The sequence below is a fragment of the Paraclostridium tenue genome, from assembly GCF_039521565.1.
In the GTDB taxonomy this organism is placed as follows: domain Bacteria; phylum Bacillota; class Clostridia; order Peptostreptococcales; family Peptostreptococcaceae; genus Paraclostridium; species Paraclostridium tenue.
Genome location: NZ_BAAACP010000015.1, coordinates 1 through 20929, shown reverse-complemented (window position 1 = coordinate 20929; position 20929 = coordinate 1). Strand labels below are relative to the sequence as shown.

The 20929-nt window shown below is 24.8% G+C and carries 17 protein-coding genes, 1 pseudogene and 3 riboswitches; of the genes and pseudogenes, 15 read left to right on the top strand and 3 right to left on the bottom strand.

Annotated elements, in window-relative coordinates:
- Window positions 1-56: 56 nt before the first annotated feature.
- Window positions 57-581, bottom strand: a complete 525-nt coding sequence (locus tag ABFX13_RS11525; RefSeq protein ID WP_346046120.1) for a 2'-5' RNA ligase family protein — start codon at window positions 579-581, stop codon at window positions 57-59.
- Window positions 582-774: 193 nt separating this feature from the next.
- Here ABFX13_RS11525 and ABFX13_RS11520 point away from each other — a divergent pair, with 193 nt between their 5' ends.
- The 4 genes from ABFX13_RS11520 to eam all read left to right on the top strand — a co-directional run bounded on the left by ABFX13_RS11520 (window position 775) and on the right by eam (window position 3951).
- The gene (locus ABFX13_RS11520) at window positions 775-963 is read left to right on the top strand and encodes a hypothetical protein (RefSeq protein WP_346046118.1); all 189 of its coding nucleotides are present in this window, start codon (window positions 775-777) and stop codon (window positions 961-963) included.
- A gap of 162 nt (window positions 964-1125) precedes the next feature.
- A complete protein-coding gene (locus ABFX13_RS11515; protein ID WP_346046116.1) occupies window positions 1126-1743 on the top strand; it encodes a HutD family protein in 618 nt (205 codons plus the stop codon).
- 129 nt (window positions 1744-1872) lie between these two features.
- Entirely contained in the window at window positions 1873-2511 is a 639-nt protein-coding gene (locus ABFX13_RS11510; RefSeq protein WP_346046114.1) for an isochorismatase family protein, read from the top strand.
- 177 nt (window positions 2512-2688) lie between these two features.
- The gene (gene eam, locus ABFX13_RS11505) at window positions 2689-3951 is read left to right on the top strand and encodes a glutamate 2,3-aminomutase (protein WP_346046111.1); all 1263 of its coding nucleotides are present in this window, start codon (window positions 2689-2691) and stop codon (window positions 3949-3951) included.
- Between the two features lie 85 nt (window positions 3952-4036).
- On the opposite strand, the pseudogene ABFX13_RS11500 reads toward eam, so the two are convergent.
- A pseudogene (locus tag ABFX13_RS11500) lies at window positions 4037-5665 on the bottom strand (Na/Pi cotransporter family protein).
- A 334-nt stretch (window positions 5666-5999) separates the two neighbouring features.
- On the opposite strand from ABFX13_RS11500, the gene ABFX13_RS11495 reads away from it, so the two are divergent.
- The 9 genes from ABFX13_RS11495 (at window position 6000) to ABFX13_RS11455 (ending at window position 16102) form a co-directional block, all read left to right on the top strand.
- Window positions 6000-7271 (top strand): alkaline phosphatase family protein, encoded by a 1272-nt coding sequence (locus ABFX13_RS11495; RefSeq protein ID WP_346046109.1) that lies wholly within the window; start codon window positions 6000-6002, stop codon window positions 7269-7271.
- Window positions 7272-7444: 173 nt separating this feature from the next.
- A complete protein-coding gene (locus tag ABFX13_RS11490; protein WP_346046107.1) occupies window positions 7445-8332 on the top strand; it encodes an ABC transporter ATP-binding protein in 888 nt (295 codons plus the stop codon).
- A 2-nt stretch (window positions 8333-8334) separates the two neighbouring features.
- Window positions 8335-9081: an ABC transporter permease gene (locus ABFX13_RS11485; RefSeq protein ID WP_346046105.1), complete on the top strand. Its 747-nt coding sequence runs from the start codon at window positions 8335-8337 to the stop codon at window positions 9079-9081.
- A gap of 33 nt (window positions 9082-9114) precedes the next feature.
- A complete protein-coding gene (locus ABFX13_RS11480) occupies window positions 9115-10140 on the top strand; it encodes a hypothetical protein (protein ID WP_346046103.1) in 1026 nt (341 codons plus the stop codon).
- 180 nt (window positions 10141-10320) lie between these two features.
- Complete coding sequence (locus ABFX13_RS11475) at window positions 10321-11043, top strand: response regulator transcription factor (RefSeq protein WP_346046101.1); 723 nt, start codon at window positions 10321-10323, stop codon at window positions 11041-11043.
- Between the two features lies 1 nt (window position 11044).
- Entirely contained in the window at window positions 11045-12454 is a 1410-nt protein-coding gene (locus ABFX13_RS11470) for a sensor histidine kinase (protein WP_346046099.1), read from the top strand.
- Window positions 12455-12676: 222 nt separating this feature from the next.
- Window positions 12677-13036, top strand: coding sequence for a hypothetical protein (locus tag ABFX13_RS11465; RefSeq protein WP_346046097.1), 360 nt, complete (start codon window positions 12677-12679; stop codon window positions 13034-13036).
- Window positions 13037-13126: 90 nt separating this feature from the next.
- Entirely contained in the window at window positions 13127-13624 is a 498-nt protein-coding gene (locus ABFX13_RS11460) for a fascin domain-containing protein (RefSeq protein WP_346046095.1), read from the top strand.
- A 282-nt stretch (window positions 13625-13906) separates the two neighbouring features.
- Window positions 13907-16102 (top strand): bifunctional diguanylate cyclase/phosphodiesterase, encoded by a 2196-nt coding sequence (locus ABFX13_RS11455; protein WP_346046093.1) that lies wholly within the window; start codon window positions 13907-13909, stop codon window positions 16100-16102.
- Between the two features lie 47 nt (window positions 16103-16149).
- Here ABFX13_RS11455 and ABFX13_RS11450 read toward each other — a convergent pair whose 3' ends face one another.
- Complete coding sequence (locus ABFX13_RS11450; RefSeq protein ID WP_346046091.1) at window positions 16150-16479, bottom strand: hypothetical protein; 330 nt, start codon at window positions 16477-16479, stop codon at window positions 16150-16152.
- A gap of 219 nt (window positions 16480-16698) precedes the next feature.
- Between ABFX13_RS11450 and ABFX13_RS11445 the strand changes: the two genes are divergently transcribed.
- Together ABFX13_RS11445 and ABFX13_RS11440 are read left to right on the top strand one after the other, a co-directional pair.
- Entirely contained in the window at window positions 16699-18156 is a 1458-nt protein-coding gene (locus ABFX13_RS11445; RefSeq protein ID WP_346046088.1) for a DEAD/DEAH box helicase, read from the top strand.
- 69 nt (window positions 18157-18225) lie between these two features.
- Window positions 18226-18308, top strand: a riboswitch (cyclic di-GMP riboswitch).
- 33 nt (window positions 18309-18341) lie between these two features.
- Window positions 18342-18425, top strand: a riboswitch (cyclic di-GMP riboswitch).
- A gap of 33 nt (window positions 18426-18458) precedes the next feature.
- Window positions 18459-18542: riboswitch (cyclic di-GMP riboswitch) on the top strand.
- Between the two features lie 45 nt (window positions 18543-18587).
- Window positions 18588-20929, top strand: a 2342-nt coding sequence (locus ABFX13_RS11440) for an MSCRAMM family protein (protein WP_346046084.1), incomplete at its 3' end; no start/stop codon positions are given.

Genomic DNA, 20929 nt, shown 5'->3' with positions numbered 1-20929 from the left:
AAAATAGAAATAGAAATATTAAAATTTCTATTTCTATTTTTAAACTTAAAAAATAATTATTTAAGTAAATACTCTTTATGTAAAACCCAAGTGTTATTTTCCCATTTAAAAACCGAAATATTATCAAAAAAACAATCAAACTCACATGGAATACTTTTAACATATTTATATACATCAGAAAATATTTTTTGTATTTTTTTAGAAGTTATAGTAATATGAAATATTTTATCTTTTCCATCATGATTAGAAAATTTTATATAATTTATTTTAGACATTTCATCTATTAAATTATTATGAACAGCTTGTCCTTGTTTACTCATAAAAACTTTCATGTATATAACCCTGTCATCAAAATGGTCATAACCTTTTATTTTATAAGGAGTAATTTTATTATTTTTACAAAAGTTTTCCAATATATTATCAAGTTTAGAAATATCATCAGTTTCAAATGGTGACTTTATAGTAAAATGAGCTGGCAACTTTGATGATTTAGCAGAAAAATTTTCATACACTTCTTTTCTAAGATTGTTATTAAAATTTCCTGCTTTTCCTTTAGTTACTGATACTACTACATATCTCATAATATCCTCCTAAAAATATTTTTTATTAATAAGTATATCAAAATATAAAAAATATATTTAAATTAAACAAAATATTTTAAGGTAAAACATGAAAATATTACTCAGTATTTAAAATTAAAATAAGAGCAATATAATTATAAAGCTATTAAATTAATAACTTTAAACAAATATTTTTAGTTATAGGAGGATTAATATGAAAAAAGGCATGGTACCAATAGTTTTAGGAGCAGCAGTTACAACAGCAGGTATTGCTTTGGATATTAAACAAAATAAATATAATAAATTTAATAAAAATGATTATAAAAATATGGCAGGAGCACTTTTATTAGGAGCTGGAGTTGCTCATATAGCTCTTGGAGGAATAGAAAGAGCTAGACATTAATTTTTTTATATAAAAAAATAATATATTGATTAGCTGTAGGTAAATTTTATTTTTAAAGTTTACCTACAGTTTTTTGTTTGGAATATATTAATTTAAATTAATATATAATTAAGTATATTAATATATATAGATAACTAGTGAAATTAATAGGAGGGGGATATTTTGACTTGTAGCGTTAAAATTATAAAAAAGCAAGGTCAAAAAATTAGCAAATGGTCTGGGGGAGAAACAACTCAGTTATACATATACCCTGAAAATTCATCATATGAAGATAAGAACTTTAAATGGAGAATAAGTTCAGCTAATGTAGAAATGGAAGAATCTACGTTTACTAAATTACCTAATATACAAAGAAAATTAATGGTGATTGATGGAGATTTAATTTTAAAACATAAAAATAACAATAAAGTAAAATTAAATAAATTTGATGTAACTAGTTTTAGTGGTGATTGGGATACTGTAAGCTATGGAAAAGCTATTGATTTTAATTTGATGACTAATCAAGATTGTAAAGGAGAACTAGAATATATTAAAATTAAATCCTATATAGATATAAAAGCTAAAGAAATATTAAATGAAAATAATTATAGATACGAAGCTAAAGTTTTTTATAGTTTGAATGAAGAATTTGATATAATTTTAGAATCAGGAAAAGTATTAACTGTGGAAAAAGGAGATTTAGCTATAATAAAATTTAAAAAAAATTCAAAAGAGAAAGTTAAACTAATAAATAAACTAGAAAAAGAATTAGAAATTGTAAAAAGTACAGTATATTATTAAAAAAAATAGTAGTTATAAGAAAATAAAATTATCTTATAACTACTATTTTTATTTTGAATAACTATTTCAATTGAAGTTGTAAAAATATTTTGATATTATGAAATAGAAAGTTAAAAAAGGGGTGGATATATGGAAAATTTAATAAAAGATTTTAAATACTTAAAGGATACTTTAAATAATTTAAATAGTAAAAATATAAATGAACTAGATCTAGAAAAAACTATGCTTTTTATAGTAGATATGAATAATGGATTTGCTAAAAAAGGAGCATTATATTCTGATAGAGTAGAAGCATTAATTAATCCAATAGCTAACATAGCAAAAGTTTTAGCTAATAAAAATTGTGATATAATAGCATTTACTGATAGTCATACAAATGATTCTATAGAACTTAGCAGTTATCCTAAACACTGCTTAGATGATGACATTGAAAGTGATATTGTTGATGAAATTAAAAATATAAATGGAATAAAAATAATACCTAAAAATTCTACTAATGGTTTTTTCTGCTTAGAAGATAAAAACTTTAATGGCATTGAAAATATTATAGTTGTTGGGGATTGCACAGATATTTGTATATATCAATTTGTAGTTACATTAAAAGCATATTTTAATCAAAATAATATTGATAAAAATATTATAGTTCCTATTGAATTAGTAGACACATATAATATTGATAAATTACATAATGCTGAGATTATGAACACTGTATTTTTAAATAGTATGATTCAAAATGGAATAGAAGTTGTAAAAAATATTGAAATATAAAAAGTTTGATAACACCTCTAAATAATCAAAGTTTAGTTATTTAGAGGTGTTTATATATAAATTTCAGAATTTATTGATAAATAAAAATAAACATGATAGAATAAATTCAAATAAAACATTTTGAGAAGCTTAAGTTTCAATAAATATATAAGATTCAAAGGTGAAAGGGGAGCGCTTATGAATGATAATAATAGAATTTCTTTAGAAAGAGCAGAAGAATTAAAGTTGAGAATAGAAGATTATTTAAAAATAAAAGATAGCATACCAAAAGGTCTTGAAAAATCAGATGAAATAGAAGAAAGAAAAAAACATATATTAAAAGTATTAAATGCAAGTGAAGAAAATTGGAATGATTATAAATGGCAGTTATCCAATCGAATAACAGATGCAGAAACTTTATCCAAGATACTTAAATTAACTCAAAAAGAAATAGAAAAAATAAAAGCAATTCAAATTCAATTCAGATGGGCAATATCACCATATTATTTAAGTTTAATAGATCCTAAAAATCCATATGATGCAATAAAGTTAATGTCAGTTCCATCATATATAGAATTAGATAATTCAGTAAGCGATTTAGATCCAATGGGAGAAGAGTTCACAAATCCAGCAGGAAGCATAACAAGAAGATATCCAGATAGACTAATAATAAATGTAACTAATGAGTGTGCTATGTACTGTAGGCACTGCCAAAGAAGAAGAAATATAGGACAAAAAGACTGTCAAAAGAGCAGAGAAGTTATAAAAGAATCTATAGATTATATAAAAAATAATAAAGAGATAAGAGATGTTCTTATAACAGGAGGAGACCCTCTGACTTTAAATGATGAGACTTTAGAATGGATAATAAGTGAGATAAGAAGTATAAATCATGTAGATTATATACGAATTGGAAGCAGAACATTGGTTACAATGCCACAAAGAATAACTGATGAATTTTGTAATATGATAAAAAAATATCACCCAATATATATAAATACTCATTTTAATCATCCAATGGAAATAACTAGAGAAACAAAGAAAGCTTGTGAGAAATTAGCAAATAGTGGTGTCCCTCTTGGAAATCAAGCTGTGCTTTTAAATGGTGTTAATAATGATAAATTTTTAATGAGATGTTTAAATCATGAGTTATTAAAAATAAGAGTTAAGCCATATTACATATTCCATAGTAAGCACGTAAAAGGAACTACTCATTTTAATACATCAATAGATGAAGGAATGGAGATTATGGAATATTTAAGAGGATATACTTCTGGAATGGCAATTCCTACTTATATAATAAATGCTCCAAAAGGAAAAGGGAAAACACCATTATTACCGCAATATTTAATATCTAAAGGAACTGATTATATAATGATAAGAACTTGGGAAGGTGAAGTTGTTAAAGTTGAAGATAAAAAATCAGTAGATATAAAAGAAATTATAAATAAAAGTCTATGATAAAAAAGTAGGTAATTTATTAGCCTATAAGTTGCCTACTTTTTTATCTTATTTTAAAATTGTATATACTTAATTTATTTTATATTTAAGCTGTTTGATTAATTTTTATAACTCTTTTAGCTATGCTTGCAGAGTGGTCAGATATTCTTTCTAAATTAGTTAACAAATCTAAGTACATAATACCTGAATCTATACTGCATGAATGTCTATTTAATCTATTCATATGTTTAGCTCTATATAATTTATCTAGTGCATCTACCTCATCTTCTATTCTTAAAACATCATTTGCAAATTTAACACTATTTTGTTTCATAGCATCTAGTGATAATGTATATGCATCTAGTACTTTATTATATATATCTATTATTTCAGACTTAGCACTTTCTGATACTTTAGTTTTCTTATCTATAGTTGACTCAGCTAATTCTGCTATATTTTCAGAAAGGTCTCCAACTCTTTCTATATCATTGACAGTATGGAATAATAAATCTAGAGAAAGTCTCATTTTATCATCTAAAGTTTTATTAGATAATTTAATTAGATAATCTAATACTTTTCTTTGTTGTTCATTTAGTAATTTTTCTTTTTCAAAAGTTTTATTTGCATCTTCTTGAGATTTTTCAAGTAAAGCATTCATTGAACAAGTAAAACTTTTTTTAGCTTTGTTACCCATTCTAAGTATTTCTCTTATTGTATTTCCAAATGCTATAGATGGAGTTTCTAACATTCTTTCATCTAAGTATTTTGTTATGCGACTATCATATTCTTATTCACCTTGTTTGTCAGGTATAAGTAGCATAACTAATTTAACTATATACTTAGAAAATGGTAATAATAGTATAACATTAATTACATTAAATAATGAATGAGCATTTGCTATTTGTCTAGCAGTATCTGTTGGGTCTAAATGTGTAACTATCATTGATATTGGTTTATTAAGAACTAACATAAATAGTATAGTACCAATTACGTTAAAGCATAGATGCATTAAAGCTGCTCTTTTAGCATTTTTATTAGCTCCTACACTTGATAAAAGTGATGTAGTACAACTACCAATATTATCTCCATATAATATAGGTAGTGCTCCAGCTAAAGGCATTAATCCTTGAGATGATAAAGCTATTAATATACCCATAGATGCACTTGAACTTTGAAGACAAGTAGTCATTGCAAAACCAGCAAGTAATGCTAATAATGGATGACTAGCAAGACCAGCTAATATACTTCTAAATCCTTCATACTGAGATAAAGGAGCAACTGCATCTTTCATAAATTCCATACCTATAAATAAGATACCAAAACCTATAAGTATTTCTGATATATTTTTAAGATTTGGTTTAGATTTTGAACCAACCATATATAAAACAATACCTATTCCAAGCGCTATTGACGAGAATATGCTAGCATCAAATGATACTAACTGAGCTGTTACTGTAGTACCAATATTTGCTCCCATTATAACACCAATCGCTTGGTATAGTGACATTATTCCTGCGTTAACAAATCCAACTACCATTACTGTAGTGGCACCACTACTTTGTATGATTCCTGTAACAACAGCTCCTACTAAAACCCCCATTACTACATTACTAGTTAAAAGTTCTATAGCTTTTTCAAGCTTAGGACCTGTTGACTTTTGAAGACCTTCACCCATTAGGTTCATTCCGTAAAGGAAAAGTCCAAGACCTCCAATAAGACTTATCAATATAGACAAAATTGTCGCCTCCTCATAAAAAAGTTAAATTTATTATCGTGATTTTTCTTACTTTTTATGTACGATAACATATTAACAGAAAATTCGACAGTTTTTGTTAAAAACATGTTAAATTTAATTTGGTATTTATATAGAAATCATTAATTAATATGATTAAACCTATGATAACTATAAATTTTTGAAATATTTATGCTATCATTAGTATTAACAAACAATAGATAAATTAATAGGGAAAGCGATTATAGTGAAATTTAATTTGAATATACAATATTAAAAAATTATAGTTTAATATATTATAAAGACAGTTAATAAAAATTATTAGGAGATGGTAAAGTTGAATAAGGTTGTAGTAATATCGATAGATTCACTATTTACTAGAGATATAAAATATTTAGAAGAATTACCTAACTTTAAAAAAATATTAGATGGATCATCTATAGTAAAAGATATAAATTGTATATATCCAACACTAACATATCCATGTCATACAACTATAGTAACTGGGGTGTATCCAGATAAGCATAATATAAGTCATAATGAAAAGTTAGAATTAAATGTAAAAATGCCAGAGTGGTATTGGTATAGTAAAGATATAAAATGTGATTCTATAATAGATATAGCTAAGAAAAATAATATAACAACTTCTACTATATTGTGGCCAGTTACAGGAGGATGTAATTCAGATCACAATATAGCTGAAATATGGACTAAAAATGAAGGAGAAGACCCAATAGAAGTTTATATAAATAGTTGTAGTAAACACCTTATGGAAAAAATATATCCTAAATACTCTCATATTATAAATTGGAATAAAGAACCTTACTTAGATGAATTTGGAGTTTGTTGTGCAGAAGATATAATAAAAGAATATAAGCCAGATTTAATTCTTATACATTTAGCTTACTTAGATCATACAAGACATCAATATGGACTTTATCATGAGAACGTTATTAATTCATTTAAGACTTATGATAAGTGGCTAGGAAGAATTATAAATTCTTTAAAAGAAGCAAGTGTATATGATAAAACAAATTTTATAATACTTGGAGACCATGGCCAATTAGAAGTTAAAAAATTAATAAGTCCAAACATAGTATTTAAAGATAAAGGATTAATAAGTGTAGATAAAGATGGAAATATAACTGATTATAAAGCTATATTTAAGTCAGCTGGAATATCTAGTCATGTTATAGTAAAAGACACAACTTACATAGATAAAGTTAAAAATATACTTAAAGATATGAAAGATGATGAAACTTTTGGTATAGAAAGTATATTTGATAAAAATGAATTAAAAAATAATCACAGATTAGATTGTGATGCAGACTTTGTTATAGAGGGAAAAGAAGGTATAGCCTTTAGTAATGATGTAACTGGAGAAATAACAAAAGAAACTGATAATAGTAATTACAAGTATTGTTTAGCCACTCATGGGCATCTTCCTCACAAGGGAGATAAGCCACCATTTATAGCTAAAGGACCTAATATAAAAGAAAATATAACTATAAATGGTGGAAATTTAGTAGATGAAGCTCCAACTATAATGAAGATATTTGATATAGATATGAAAAATATAGATGGATGTGCATTTAATATAGTTAAATAATATAATAAAAAGCTGTATAAGTACTTGGGAAAATCCAATATTTATACAGCTTTTTATTATATTAACAATATTATTAAGTTATTTAAGGATTATTTAAGATTGAGTTTATAATAAAGTAAGATTACATCCATATAATTTAGTCATAACAACGAGGAAAACAAATGGAGGTAATTATGAATAAGCTAGAAATTATAAACTTAACAAAATCATATAAGCATAAAAATGCGAATGAAAATATAAATTTAACATTAGAAAGTGGAGTATATGGGTTGCTTGGTCCTAATGGAGCAGGAAAAACTACTTTAATGAAGCAAATAGCAACTTTAAAGCAGCCAACAAGCGGAAAAATATTATATAACGGGAAAGATATAAATTCATTAGATGATGAATATAGAGCAGTTGTCGGATATTTACCACAAGATTTTGATGCTTATAAAAACTTTAGCGCAAAAGATTTTTTATTATATATAGGAGCACTAAAAGGAATGAGCAAAAGTGAAGCTAAGGAAAAAACTGAAAAATTATTAAAATTAGTAGGGCTTCAAGAAGTTAAAAATAAATATATATCAAAGTTTTCAGGTGGTATGAAAAGAAGAGTTGGTATAGCACAAGCACTTTTAAATGACCCTAAAGTACTTATATTAGATGAGCCAACAGCAGGATTAGACCCTCAAGAAAGAGCTAGGTTTAGAAATTTATTATCTCAAATAGGTAAGGAAACTATAGTTATATTATCAACTCATATAATATCAGATATAGAATCTGTAGCTAAAGAAACTATAATGATTAAAGATGGTAAGGTATTATTACAAGGAACTCATAGGGAAATTTTAAATGATATGAGTGGAAAAGTATATAGTATAACAGTTAAAGATGAAAGAGAAGTATTTAATATACAAAATAAATATAAGGTTGTTAGTATACAACGTGGTGTAGAGGATATAGAACTTAGAGTTATAAGTGATAAAGAAATAAAAGACTTTAATGCAAAAAATATAGAACCTAGATTTGAAGATGTTTATATGTTTTATTTTGATTTAGAGGATTCTAGGGAGGTATAAAAATGACAAATATTATAAATTTAGAATTAAAAAAAATATTTAATAAAAAAGGATTAATTATATCTTGGGTATTTGCTTTATTCTTAGGATATGTAAGCGTTAGAAACTTTACGGTAGCAGATAGCTATGCAGATTTATTTATTAAATATTATGGACTAGCTCCTTTAATGGGAATATTAATGTTTAGTATGTTTTCAGGAAGTTTTGTTTTAGAGTATAGTTCTAATATGGATTCTATAATAAAGTCTACTAAAAATGGTAAGAATAGGTTAGTTTTAGCAAAATCTATAGCATATACAATAGCTACAAGTATAGTAAATTTATCTATATTAATTGTTATGAGTTTTAAGATAATATCAGGAAATAATTTTAAAGGATTAGATATGGCTATAAAAAATATCGGATACTTTGGAAATAGTGGTTCAAATATAACTGTTTTACAGATGTTAATGATAACTTGTTTAACTGTTATACTAGGGTCTTTCTTCTTTGCACAGCTTGGACTTTGGTTATCATCTGTAAGTAATAAAGCTGTAGTACCATTTTTTGTAGGTGGATTAATAATGGGTATACCATATTTTATTCACAGCAAAATAGGTGGATTTACTCCTTTATGGGGAATGTATAGTTCAGAAATTATAAGATACAAAGTAGGTATATTAGGATTTGTAGTATTCATAATTTTAAGTACTGTAGGAAGTTTTGTTCTTTATAAGCTTGCAGATAAAGGCTTTTCAAAAGAAAGATAGATAATTTTATGCAAGCTATTTAGGAGGAAAAAGATGATTAGATGGGAAATTAAAAAACTATTTAAAAATAAATCAATAATAATATCAAGTATAATACTTATACTTTTATGTTCTGTAATGAGTTTTTTCAAGCCAGATTTAGAAACAGAAAATAATTATTTTGATAAAAATGGGAATTATGTTCAAGATAATAGAGCAAAAGATGTAATAGCTAATGAAAAACTAGAAAATAAAGTTACAGAACTTAAAACTTTAGATAGAGCTAATAAAAGCGATAAATTAGATGATACGAGTAAAAAAATGGCAAACATGGCCAGTGAAAAGCTTAAAAAAGATAATGGAAAAAATTATAAAGATATAAGTTTTTACAAAGTATTTAACTTTAGAATAAATAATGCTTTTTCAGGGTTTGTTATAGTTGGTATCTGTATATATATATTTTCTAATATTTACACAGATGAAAAATTATCTAATGTAGATTCTATAATATTATCAGGCAAGAATAAATATAAAGCATTGTTTTCGAAGTTAACTTTATCTATTATAGCGCCTATAGTTATATATTTAGTTTATATTTTAGGAATTGGAGTTATAACTAGTATACAATATGGTCAGCCAATTAATGGGGATTTACAAGCATATAGAATAGTCGATACATTTAGTTTATTAAAACCTATAACTATATATGCATACACTATGGTAAATATATTAACTATGATGATTGTATTTGTTAGTGTCGGAGTATTTGCAAGTTTATTTTCTTTTATAACAAATAATTCAGTAGAATCTATAGTATCTGTAACTGTATTTATAGTAATAGGTAAGATAATAGCATCACTTAAATTTTTACCAAAAAACTTATTATCAGTAGTTGGATGTTCAAATTATATAGATATAATTATGAATCCTCAAATGTTTATAGGAAATTATCTTGGAGATATAAATATATTTGGAAAAAGTATAGGTGTAGTAAATGCAGGATATATAGGATTAATAGTTATACTTATAATAGGTATTGTTTCAAATATATATGTATTTAAAAAAGTTTTAAATAAATAATTAAACAAAAACGAATGTTTTATAGTTAAATGTTTTTACAATTTACTATGTTTCATTCGTTTTTTTGTATAGCTTATTATAATGTAATTTGTAAAAAATTTATATTTTGGATACAATATTAGCTATAAATTTAAAATGAAAATTATCGACTAAGTATATTAGTAAAGATAGGAGATCAATATGGAAAATACGATAAAAGAAAAAAATATATTATTAGTAGATGATGAAGCAGATATATTAAAGTTATTAAGTACAGTACTGAAAAAAGAAGGATTTAAAAATATATATACAGCAGAAACAGGAAATGAAGCTTTAAAAATATTTAAAGATAAAGAAATAGATATTGTAGTATTAGACATAATGTTACCAGATAAAGAAGGTTACGATGTATTTAAAGAAATAAGACAAATATCTCAAGTACCAGTTTTATTTTTATCAGCTAAAACTGAGGAAATGGATAGAGTTTTAGGATTAGCATTAGGAGCAGATGATTATATCACTAAACCGTTTAGCCCAAAAGAAGTAGCGCTTAGAATTAAGTTGAACTTAAAGAAAAACATAATATTAAATTCTGTAAAGGAAGAGCCTAAAAGTGATAAATTAGTTTTTGGGCCATTTGAAATAGATGAAGAGCGTATAGAAGTTAAAAAAAATGGAGAAACTATAGCACTTAAAGCGAAAGAATTTAAAATGTTTTTATATATGGCAAAACATTTAGAACAAATAATAAGTAAGGAAAAGTTTTGTGATGAAGTATGGGGAGAAGATTTTATAGGATTTGATAATACTATAATGGTACATATAAGAAGACTTAGAGAAAAGATAGAAGATAATCCATCAAAGCCTAAGTATATAAAAAATATTAAAGGATTAGGGTACAAACTAACTTTAAAGGAAGGTTAATATGAAGTGGAAAATAACTTTTAAATATATAGTAAGTATTATATGTGTAGTTATGATAGTTACTATATTAAATATATCTGGGATAATAAGTGTGATTATTTTTAATAAAATGAACGATATAAAAAAACCAGAAGATAATTTTACCAGAGATTTTAGTAAGTATATATATGAAGATAATAATAAAATCTTAGTAGATAAAGAAGGGAAAAATATACTAGACAAAAAACATATATGGATACAAATATTAGATGAAAACTCAAATGAATTATATAGGTATAATGCACCAGAGAAACTTGATAAAAAGCATACTCCAGCACAACTTATAAATGGATATAAATATGCCGGAGGTTTTAAAGATATAGGTACAGATAATATATTAGTATCTAGTAAACTTATAAATAATAAAGAGTACACTTACATATTAGGGTTTAGCAAAAATGACTTACAAAAATATATATTTACATTTAATTCAATGGATTTAGCAAATACAGCTATAAAAATAATATGGATTATATTATGTATAGATTTAATAATAGCGTTAATATTTGGATATTTATTTAGCAAAAGACTTACAAAACCTATGAAAAGTATAATAGAAGGTGTCGAGAATTTAGAAGAAGGAAAATATGATGTATATTATAAAGAAAAAGGACTGTATCAAAGTGTATATAATAAGTTAAATAAGTTAGCAGATACTTTAAAAAGTAATGAAGCTCAAAGAAATAAATTAGATAAATTAAAACAGGAATGGATAGCAAATATATCACATGATATAAAAACACCTTTATCATCTATAAAAGGATATGCAGAACTTTTAAGTGATAATGATTATGAAATAGACAGTGAAGAGGTTAAAGATTATGGACTAATAATAAATCAGAAATCAGAATATATTAAAGAATTAGTTGATGATTTAAATTTAACGATGAAACTAAAAAGTAGTGATAGATTTTTAAATAAAAGTGAAGATAATATAGTGAGAATAGTTAAAGATTCTATAATACAAATTCTTAACGATCCTAAATACGCACATAGAAATATTGAATTTACAACAAATAAAAATATTATAAAAAAACAAGTTGATTCTAATCTTTTTAAAAGAGTTATAAATAATCTTGTTTATAATGCTTTGATACATAACAATGAAGATGTTAGTATAATAGTAAGTATAAATTACAAAACTGATAATGAAATTATCATATCTGTTAAAGATAATGGTAAAGGAATTAGTAAGGATGATTTAGAGTGTATATTTGATAGATATTATAGAGGTACAAATACAGGAGAAATTCATAAAGGGTCAGGACTTGGAATGGCAATAGCTAAGGAAATTATCATAGCTCACGGATTTGATATAGGTATAACTAGTAAACTTGGAATTGGAACTACAGTTTTTATAAATATAAATTAATTTAGAGTATGTAATAATTATAAAAGGGTATGTCTTAAAATTTAGGATATACCCTTAAAATATATCTACAAAAAGAGTAAAGAAATTATCTATTATTTATAAAAATAAGGAAGTGAATAAAAAAATTGACAAAATATATAAAATGGTGTCAAAAAAGGTATTAAGTGCATAAGTTAATGTATGGATATTAAAATCCATAAATAATATAAGGGAGTTGGTTTTATGGGATGTAATAATCATAAATCCTGTAATAAATCAAATAGCAATATAAAATGTTGTCATTGCCATTTTCACTGTAATTGTAATAATAATTCAGTGAATGAATGTAGAAAGTTTCCTACTTGTCCAGATAGAAGAAATAGAGATAACATATATAGATATTTAGGTAAGTATTTATATAATTTATTAGAAGAAATAGATTTACCATGTGGACATCCTGGATTAGAAGAGAGTATACGAACATTAGCTGAAGGTGGATGTTTACCATGTGGGCATCCAACTTTAGAAGAGTTAATATTAATTGCTTTGTTTGATAATAAAGAAAATTTTTGTGAATATTGCTTTAAAAAATGTTGTAGATAGTAAAAATATTATGGAAGTATGAACCATTAACCTCCTATTGTCGTAATATATATTAAAGTTTAAAATTTAATTGACAATAGGAGGTTTATAATGAATAAAAATTTTGACATAAATAGAGATCAAAATGGGGTTATAGTATATCCACCATGGATGGAGGAGTTTATAAAGTATTATTTTCCACAAAACCCAGATAAACAAGAGGAAGACAATAATAAATTAAAAGTTAATATAAAATCTATAGTAGAAGACGAGTTTGTAGTAGTTGGAGATGATGATTACCTTTATGCAACAGGTAGAAGGGTTAATCAAAATGGAATATTTAGAATAATAATGCTAGATGATAATGAAGTTAAAATACGACAAGCAGGTGGAGATTTTATAAGAGTTGATAATAGAGATTTCTTAGTTGCAGATACTGATAGAAAAGGAGCAACTAAGTTTAAAATGTATAAAATAGATGAAAAAGAATATGTATTAAAAGCACCTAATGGGTATTATGTAAGAGTAAGAGATAATGACAAGAGACTTGTTGCTAGAGCTGAAAACCCTGGAAAAAGAACTAGATTTAAGTTTAGAGAAGTTAAATAATTAAAAAAAGCAAATCCTAGAAATAGGATTTGTTTTTTTATGAAAAAATTACTTTATAAATTTGGTTATATGGGTATTAAATAATAAAAAGGAAAAATTTTACTATAAATTCGAAATATTGACACTTATACAAATAATATGATAATTTAAGGTATATTTATTTGAATATTAACTAATTGACACTTTTTAAAAAATTTTGTGAAAAGATTTAGATTTAAAGATTAATAAAAAATATCAAAATTTAAAATCAAAAAGCTAGCAATAAAGACAGAAGGGTGTAAAATGATTAAAAATTTAAATGAAAATATTATTGAAAGTTTAAAAAGTACAATAATAATAGGATTTATAAGTATCAGTTTTATTTTGATTGTAGATAAAAACTTAAAAGAAGAAATTGCAATTAATATATCAGAAGTAAACACACAAGTAGAGGCAAGAATTGCTACCTATATAAACAATAATATGTCTAAATTAGAAAGTTTTAATTCTTATATAAACTATGATATAGATAAATATGGTAAGGAAAAAGCAAAACAAATATTTTTAGATACTTTTAATAAATCAAATATTTCGAATTCATTTAAAGGTATTGGAATTGTAAATAAAGAAGGTTATTTAAATTATGGAAATGGAGATATATATGTAGGTAATAGCACTTATTTTAAAGAAAGCATTAAGGGGAAGAATTATGTAAGTGAGCCAACAAAAAGTATAATTGATGGTAAAGATAGTATAATATATTCTATTCCACTTAAAATTAACGATAAAATAGAGGGAGTCTTAGTTGGATTTTCCCATTATGAAGGTATAGCTTTAAGCTTAAAACAAAGTATATATTCATATAAAGGAAGTTTATATATAGTAGATAAATATGGGAATATAATTATTGGTGATGAAAGGAATAGAGAAGGTCTAAAAATATTATATAACAAAAGTAAAAACCTAGAAGGTAAAACAAATATCGCAAGTTGCAAGAAGCCAAAACTAGGTGTTTTTAATAATGAGCGAATTTATTTATATTATAATTATATAGAAAATACTGATGGTTGGTATTTAGTATCAATAACACCTATAAATAAAGTTTTTTCAAGTTTGACTAATATAATAAATATATCGTTATTTACAATACTTATACTTACCTTACTTTATGTTGTTAATAATTATAAAAAGTATATTAAAAACAAAAAAGCTTTAAGAAAAGCTACTTATATAGATAGTTTAACTAACATAAGTAATCAAAAAAAGTTTAAAATAGATTGTAAAGAAAAACTAAAAAATGCTAAAAGTGACGATAAATATGTTTTAGTATCAATTGATATAAATAGATTAAAATTTATAAATGATGTGTTTGGGTATGAAGAGGGCGATAATCTTATAAAGTATATAAGTAAAAAATTAACTATTTTAAAATTTGAAAATATACATGGAAGAATTTCTAATAATATATTTGCTTTGATGTTTAAATTAGATAAAGAATTAGATTTGGAAAAGTTTTTAATGAAACTACATGATTATCTAAATATTGTTTGCTCAAATAATAGTGATTTAAATTTAAAATTAAACATGGGAGCTTATATAATAGAAAATGCTAATGAAGAAATTGATAAAATTATAGACAATGCAAATATAGCTAGGATAGAATCAAAAAAGATTAAAAATAAACCATATTATATATATGATGAAGCTTTAAAAAATAGAATCAATCAAGAAATTATAGTTGAAAGTGAATTAAAAAAAGGCCTAGAATCAGGAGAATTTAAAGTTGTATATCAGCCTAAGGTAGATATACATAATGAAAAGATAGTTGGGGCAGAGGCATTAATAAGATGGAATCATAATAAAAAAGGATTTATAAGTCCAAATGTATTTATACCAATAGCAGAGAAAAATGGAAACATAAATTTAATAGGAAAATGGGTACTTGAAGAAGTTTGTAAAGATATAAAAAAATGTAAATTAAAAGGTGAAAAAGTAGTTCCAATATCTGTGAATTTATCAAGAGTAGAACTATACAGAGCTGATTTGATTCAATCTATTAAACAAACTATTAAAAAATATGATGTAGAACCTGAATTAATAGAAATTGAAATTACAGAAACAGCAGCACTAAATGATATTGAATATATAAATAATAAAATATATCAAATTAAAAAATTAGGAATAAAAGTTTCTATGGATGATTTTGGAACAGGCACTTCTACATTATCAAATTTAAAATTAATAGATATAGATATATTAAAATTGGATAGAAGCATGATAATAGATTTAGAGGAAAATAAAAAAACTTTTATATTTGTAAAAACCATAATTAGATTAGCTAAAAAGTTTAATTTTAAAGTAGTTTGTGAAGGTGTAGAAAATAATAAGCAAGTAAATATATTAAAACAATTTAATTGTGATATGATACAAGGATATGTGTATTTTAAACCACTTGAATTTTTTGAGTTTAAAAATATATTAAAAAAACAATATCAATAAATTTAATAATAAAAAAGATGACTAGTTTATATTAGTCATCTTTTTTATTATCTATTTTCATGGATTAATAATAAATATGAAGCTCCAGCTAAGTAAGGAGATAATGTTTTAGGATATTTAATTTTTCCAACTAAATCATTGTTTTTATATATAAATCCATTGTCTAAAACTTTTCCTATAGGATTTGAGTCTAGGTTAGAATATATAAGTCCATTTTCATCAACTTTTCCAACTACATTATTATAATTATCATAAATAAGATTTGCAGATACCTTTCCCATAGGGCAATTGTGGTATAAGTGATTGTGAATAATGTTATCTAAGTCCAATCTAGCTATAGATCTATTATTATAAGTGTGTTTTATCATTTCAAACATAATTTTAATTCTCCTTTAAAATAATAAAATTTTTAATATAAAATAATAACTTATATTAAATTTTATTAAGTAAAGTTGTTTTTTATGAATATATAATATTATGAAATTAAATATTTAAGAGATAATAAGTTTAATATATTAAAAAAGATTTATTACTTTAAAGATATGATATAATAAATAGCTATAAAAATTTTAATTTAGATAAGTAAGGTGGTAGTAATGATTAATAATTTTAAAGATTTTAATTTAGATAAAGATATAATAAAAGCCATTTATAATCTTGAGTATAATATTCCGTCTAAAGTTCAATGTGAATCAATTCCAAAACTTTTAAATAAAGAAAATATAGTTGTTAAATCAAAAACTGGTAGTGGGAAAACTGCAAGTTTTGGAATACCAATATGTGAAAAAATAGATATTAACAATAAAAATCTACAAGCATTGATAATTGTACCAACAAGAGAATTAGCTATACAAGTAAAAGAAGAAATATCTAATATTGGAAGACTAAAAAAAATTAGATGTAGTGCAATATTTGGAAGACAACCTATAAAAGAGCAAATAAATGAACTAAAACAAAGAGTTCATGTAGTAGTTGCTACACCTGGAAGAGTAATAGATCATATAAATAGAGGTAGTATAAACTTAGATAATATAAATTATTTTATAATAGATGAAGCTGATAAAATGCTTAATAAAGGATTTATAGATGATATGGAGTTTATATTTAATAACATACCTAAAGAGACTGCCATAGGATTATTTTCAGCAACTATAGATAAAGATATATCATATATATACAATAAATATATGATAAATCACAGTATGATAGAAATTGAAAATGATGAAGAACTAGATAAAAAACAAATAGAAGAAAAGCTAGTTTATTTAAAAGAAGAAGAAAAATATAATTCATTAAAAAATATAATATATTATCATAATCCCAAAACTACTATAGTATTTTTAAATACTAAAGATAGAGTAACTAAATTATACAACAAGATGAAAAAAGACAACTTTTTAGTTGAACAACTTCATGGAGATATGTCTCAAGAAAAGCGTATATTTGTAATCAAAGATTTTAAAGAAGGTAAGTATAATATTTTAGTTAGTACAGATGTAGCAAGTAGAGGAATACATATAGATGATGTATCTTTAGTTATAAATTACGATGTTCCTACAGATAAAGAAAATTATATACATAGAATAGGAAGAACAGGAAGAAAAGATAAGTATGGAAAAGCTATAACTATGGTTAATGAAAAAGATAAAAAATATATAGATGAGATAATAAAATATACTGGTCATGAAATAAACATTATTAATGAATTAAGTAGTGAAGATATAACAAAAGGAAAAGCTAAGTTTGAGAAAGCTTCAAGTATATTATTAAATAACAAGAAGGTAAAAAAGAAAGATAAAAAAGTTCATAGTGAAGTAACTAGAATATACTTAAATGCAGGTAAAAAGAAGAAAATAAGAGTTTTAGATATTGTTGGGACTTTTAGTAATATTGAAGGCATAAATAATGAAGATATAGGTGTTATAGAAGTTTGTGACTTATGCTCTTATGTTGACTTATTAAATCATAAAGGTGAAATGTTTTTAAAAAAATATAAAGAAATAAGTATAAAGAAAAAATTAGTTAAAGTAAGAAGAGATAATTCTAATTGTTAGATTTATAAGTAAATTAATAATAATATTGAAAATAGTGTCGAAATTTGATAAACTATTTTAGTAAAATTAAATAAATAAGAAATGAAGAAGTATATTCTGTATGTGGGCATCTGGAATATATGGAGTTAGTGATGCAACCGGCTATATTTACAAATTGTAGATATAGCTTTTTTTGTTCTAAAATTTAACAAATAAGAAACGAAGAAGTATATTCTGTATGTGGGCATCTGGAATATATGGAGTTAGTGATGCAACCGGCTATATTTACAAACTGTAGGTATAGCCTTTTTTGTTCTAAAATTTAATAAACAAGAAACGAAGAAGTATATTCTGTATGTGGGCATCTGGGATATATGGAGTTAGTGATGCAACCGGCTATATTTACAAACATGTAAGTATAGCTTTTTTTATTGAAAAAAAGAGGTGATCATTTGAGAAAAGGAAAAAATAAGGCAATATTAAGTTTAGTGTTTGTGTTTAGTATGATTTTAAATCTTATTTCACCAGGGATAATGGTATATGCTGAAGATGTATCTAATAGTCCTTCAGTTGAAATAACAAGTGCAACATTTGATGATTATACTGTAAGAGCAGGTATGATTAAAACTTTCAGAATTGATTATAAAATTAAAGATCCAAGCAAAATTACCCCAGGAGATAGTATTACTATAACACTGCCTAAGATCTTTAGAGATGTTAACCCAGTATGTTCAGATAAGCATTTTTCAGGGCAAGAATATAATCCTAATACTGGAGTATTAAAGTTAATATTTAATGATAATATAAAAAATGCATTAGAGGGATATTTAAGTGTAACAATGGTTGGTGATAAAAATATTAAAGATGGAGAATACCCTATTGTTATAAATACTAATGGAGATACAGAAACTGTTACATTAACAGGTGAAGGTAGAGAAGAATCAACAGGTGGAGGATCAAATCCACTTATGTACAAAGGTTCATATTTACCACGAGACTCTAAGGGAGAAGGGCTTATAACAGATATAAATAAACCAGTTAGATACTATGTAGAAATAAATAGAGATCAAAACGGACAAATGGGTGATGCTTACTTTGAGGACCAAATTCCAGAGGGAATGGTTTTAGATAAAAATAGTATAAGTATAATTCAACATGACTATGAAAGTGGAGTAGATAGAGATATAACTAATGATCTTTTAAAATTTGGAAAACTTATAGCTGAAAAAGATTCTCTAAAAATAGATCTTGGGGATATATATAATGATAGCTATTCTGTTAATTATAATACTTTGATATTACCAAATCCTCCAAAAGACATTAGATATGTAAATAAAGCAAAATTAACATATAATGGGAAAAATAATGATTCTAGTGCTACAGTTAAGTTAGCAGCAGGAGCAGGGGCTATAAATGTCTATAAAACTGTAAATAAAACTAATATAACTAATGATGAAAAGGATCAAAACATAGAATATAAAATAGCATTTGATTCAGCAGGACACTTTTTAAAGAATACAATGCATGTGAAAGACAAATTAGATTCGAGGCTGACTGATATTAAGATAGATCAAACAGGGCAGTTTACTGTTACATATAATGATCAAACAAAAGAATTAAATGCAGTTAATGATAAGGCGGATATAAATCCAGGAGATGATGCATATATTACTATTCAAGCTAATATGAAAGAAGTTGGAACAGGAGAGGCAGTTTCAAATACTGCTTACGTAAATGGAAATCCAACTGATGAAGTTGTAACTATAAAGAGTCCAAGAGTTGAAATAATAAAAATTGAAAAAGGTGACAAGACTCAAAAAATGTTATCAGGTGCAGTTTACTCACTTACTGATTCAAATGGTAATCCAGTAAAGGATGTTTATGGACAAGTTGTTAAAGATATCATTACTTCATCAAATAGTCCTGTAGAGTTAGAACTACCTTATGGTAATTATAAATTAGTTGAAAAGGTAGCACCTAAAGGTTATAAACTTGATAGTACACCTATAACATTTGAGGTTACAGAAAATAGTAAAATAGTTAAAGTTGTTGCAGAGGATGAACTTATGGTAACGACAGGAAAAGTTGTAATAAACAAAACAAATGAAGATGGAAAAGTTTTAGAAGGTGCAAGATTCAACTTAGTACAAAATGGAAAAGTAGTAGATACAAAAACTACAAATTCTCAAGGGATAGCAATATTTGATAATGTTAAGCAAGGTGATTATCAAGTAGTTGAAGTTAAAGCTCCAGAAGGATACAATTTAGCTAAAAATCAGAATATAGTAGTTGAATCAGAAAAAACTAATACAGTAAAAGTAGTAGATACAAAGATAAAAGGAAGTATACAAATAACAAAAGTAGATTCAAAAGATGCTAAGAAAGTATTAGAAGGAACAGAATTTACAATATTTGATTCAAATAAAAAAGAAGTATCAAAAGCAGTAACAAATAAAGATGGTAAAGTAGTGTTTAACAACTTAAGATATGGAAATTACTATTATCAAGAAACAAAAGCACCAGAAGGATATACGATAGATAACAAGATGTATACATTTGAAATAGCTACAAATAATCAAGTAATAGAAAAAACTGCAGTTAATGATAAGATAGTTGGAAGTATAGAAATAACGAAGGTAGATTCAAAGGATGCTAAGAAAGTATTAGAAGGAACAGAATTTACAATATTTGATTTAAATAAAAAAGAAGTAGCAAAGGCAGTAACAGGTAAAGATGGTAAAGTAGTATTCAATAATTTAGCATATGGAAATTACTATTACCAAGAAACAAAAGC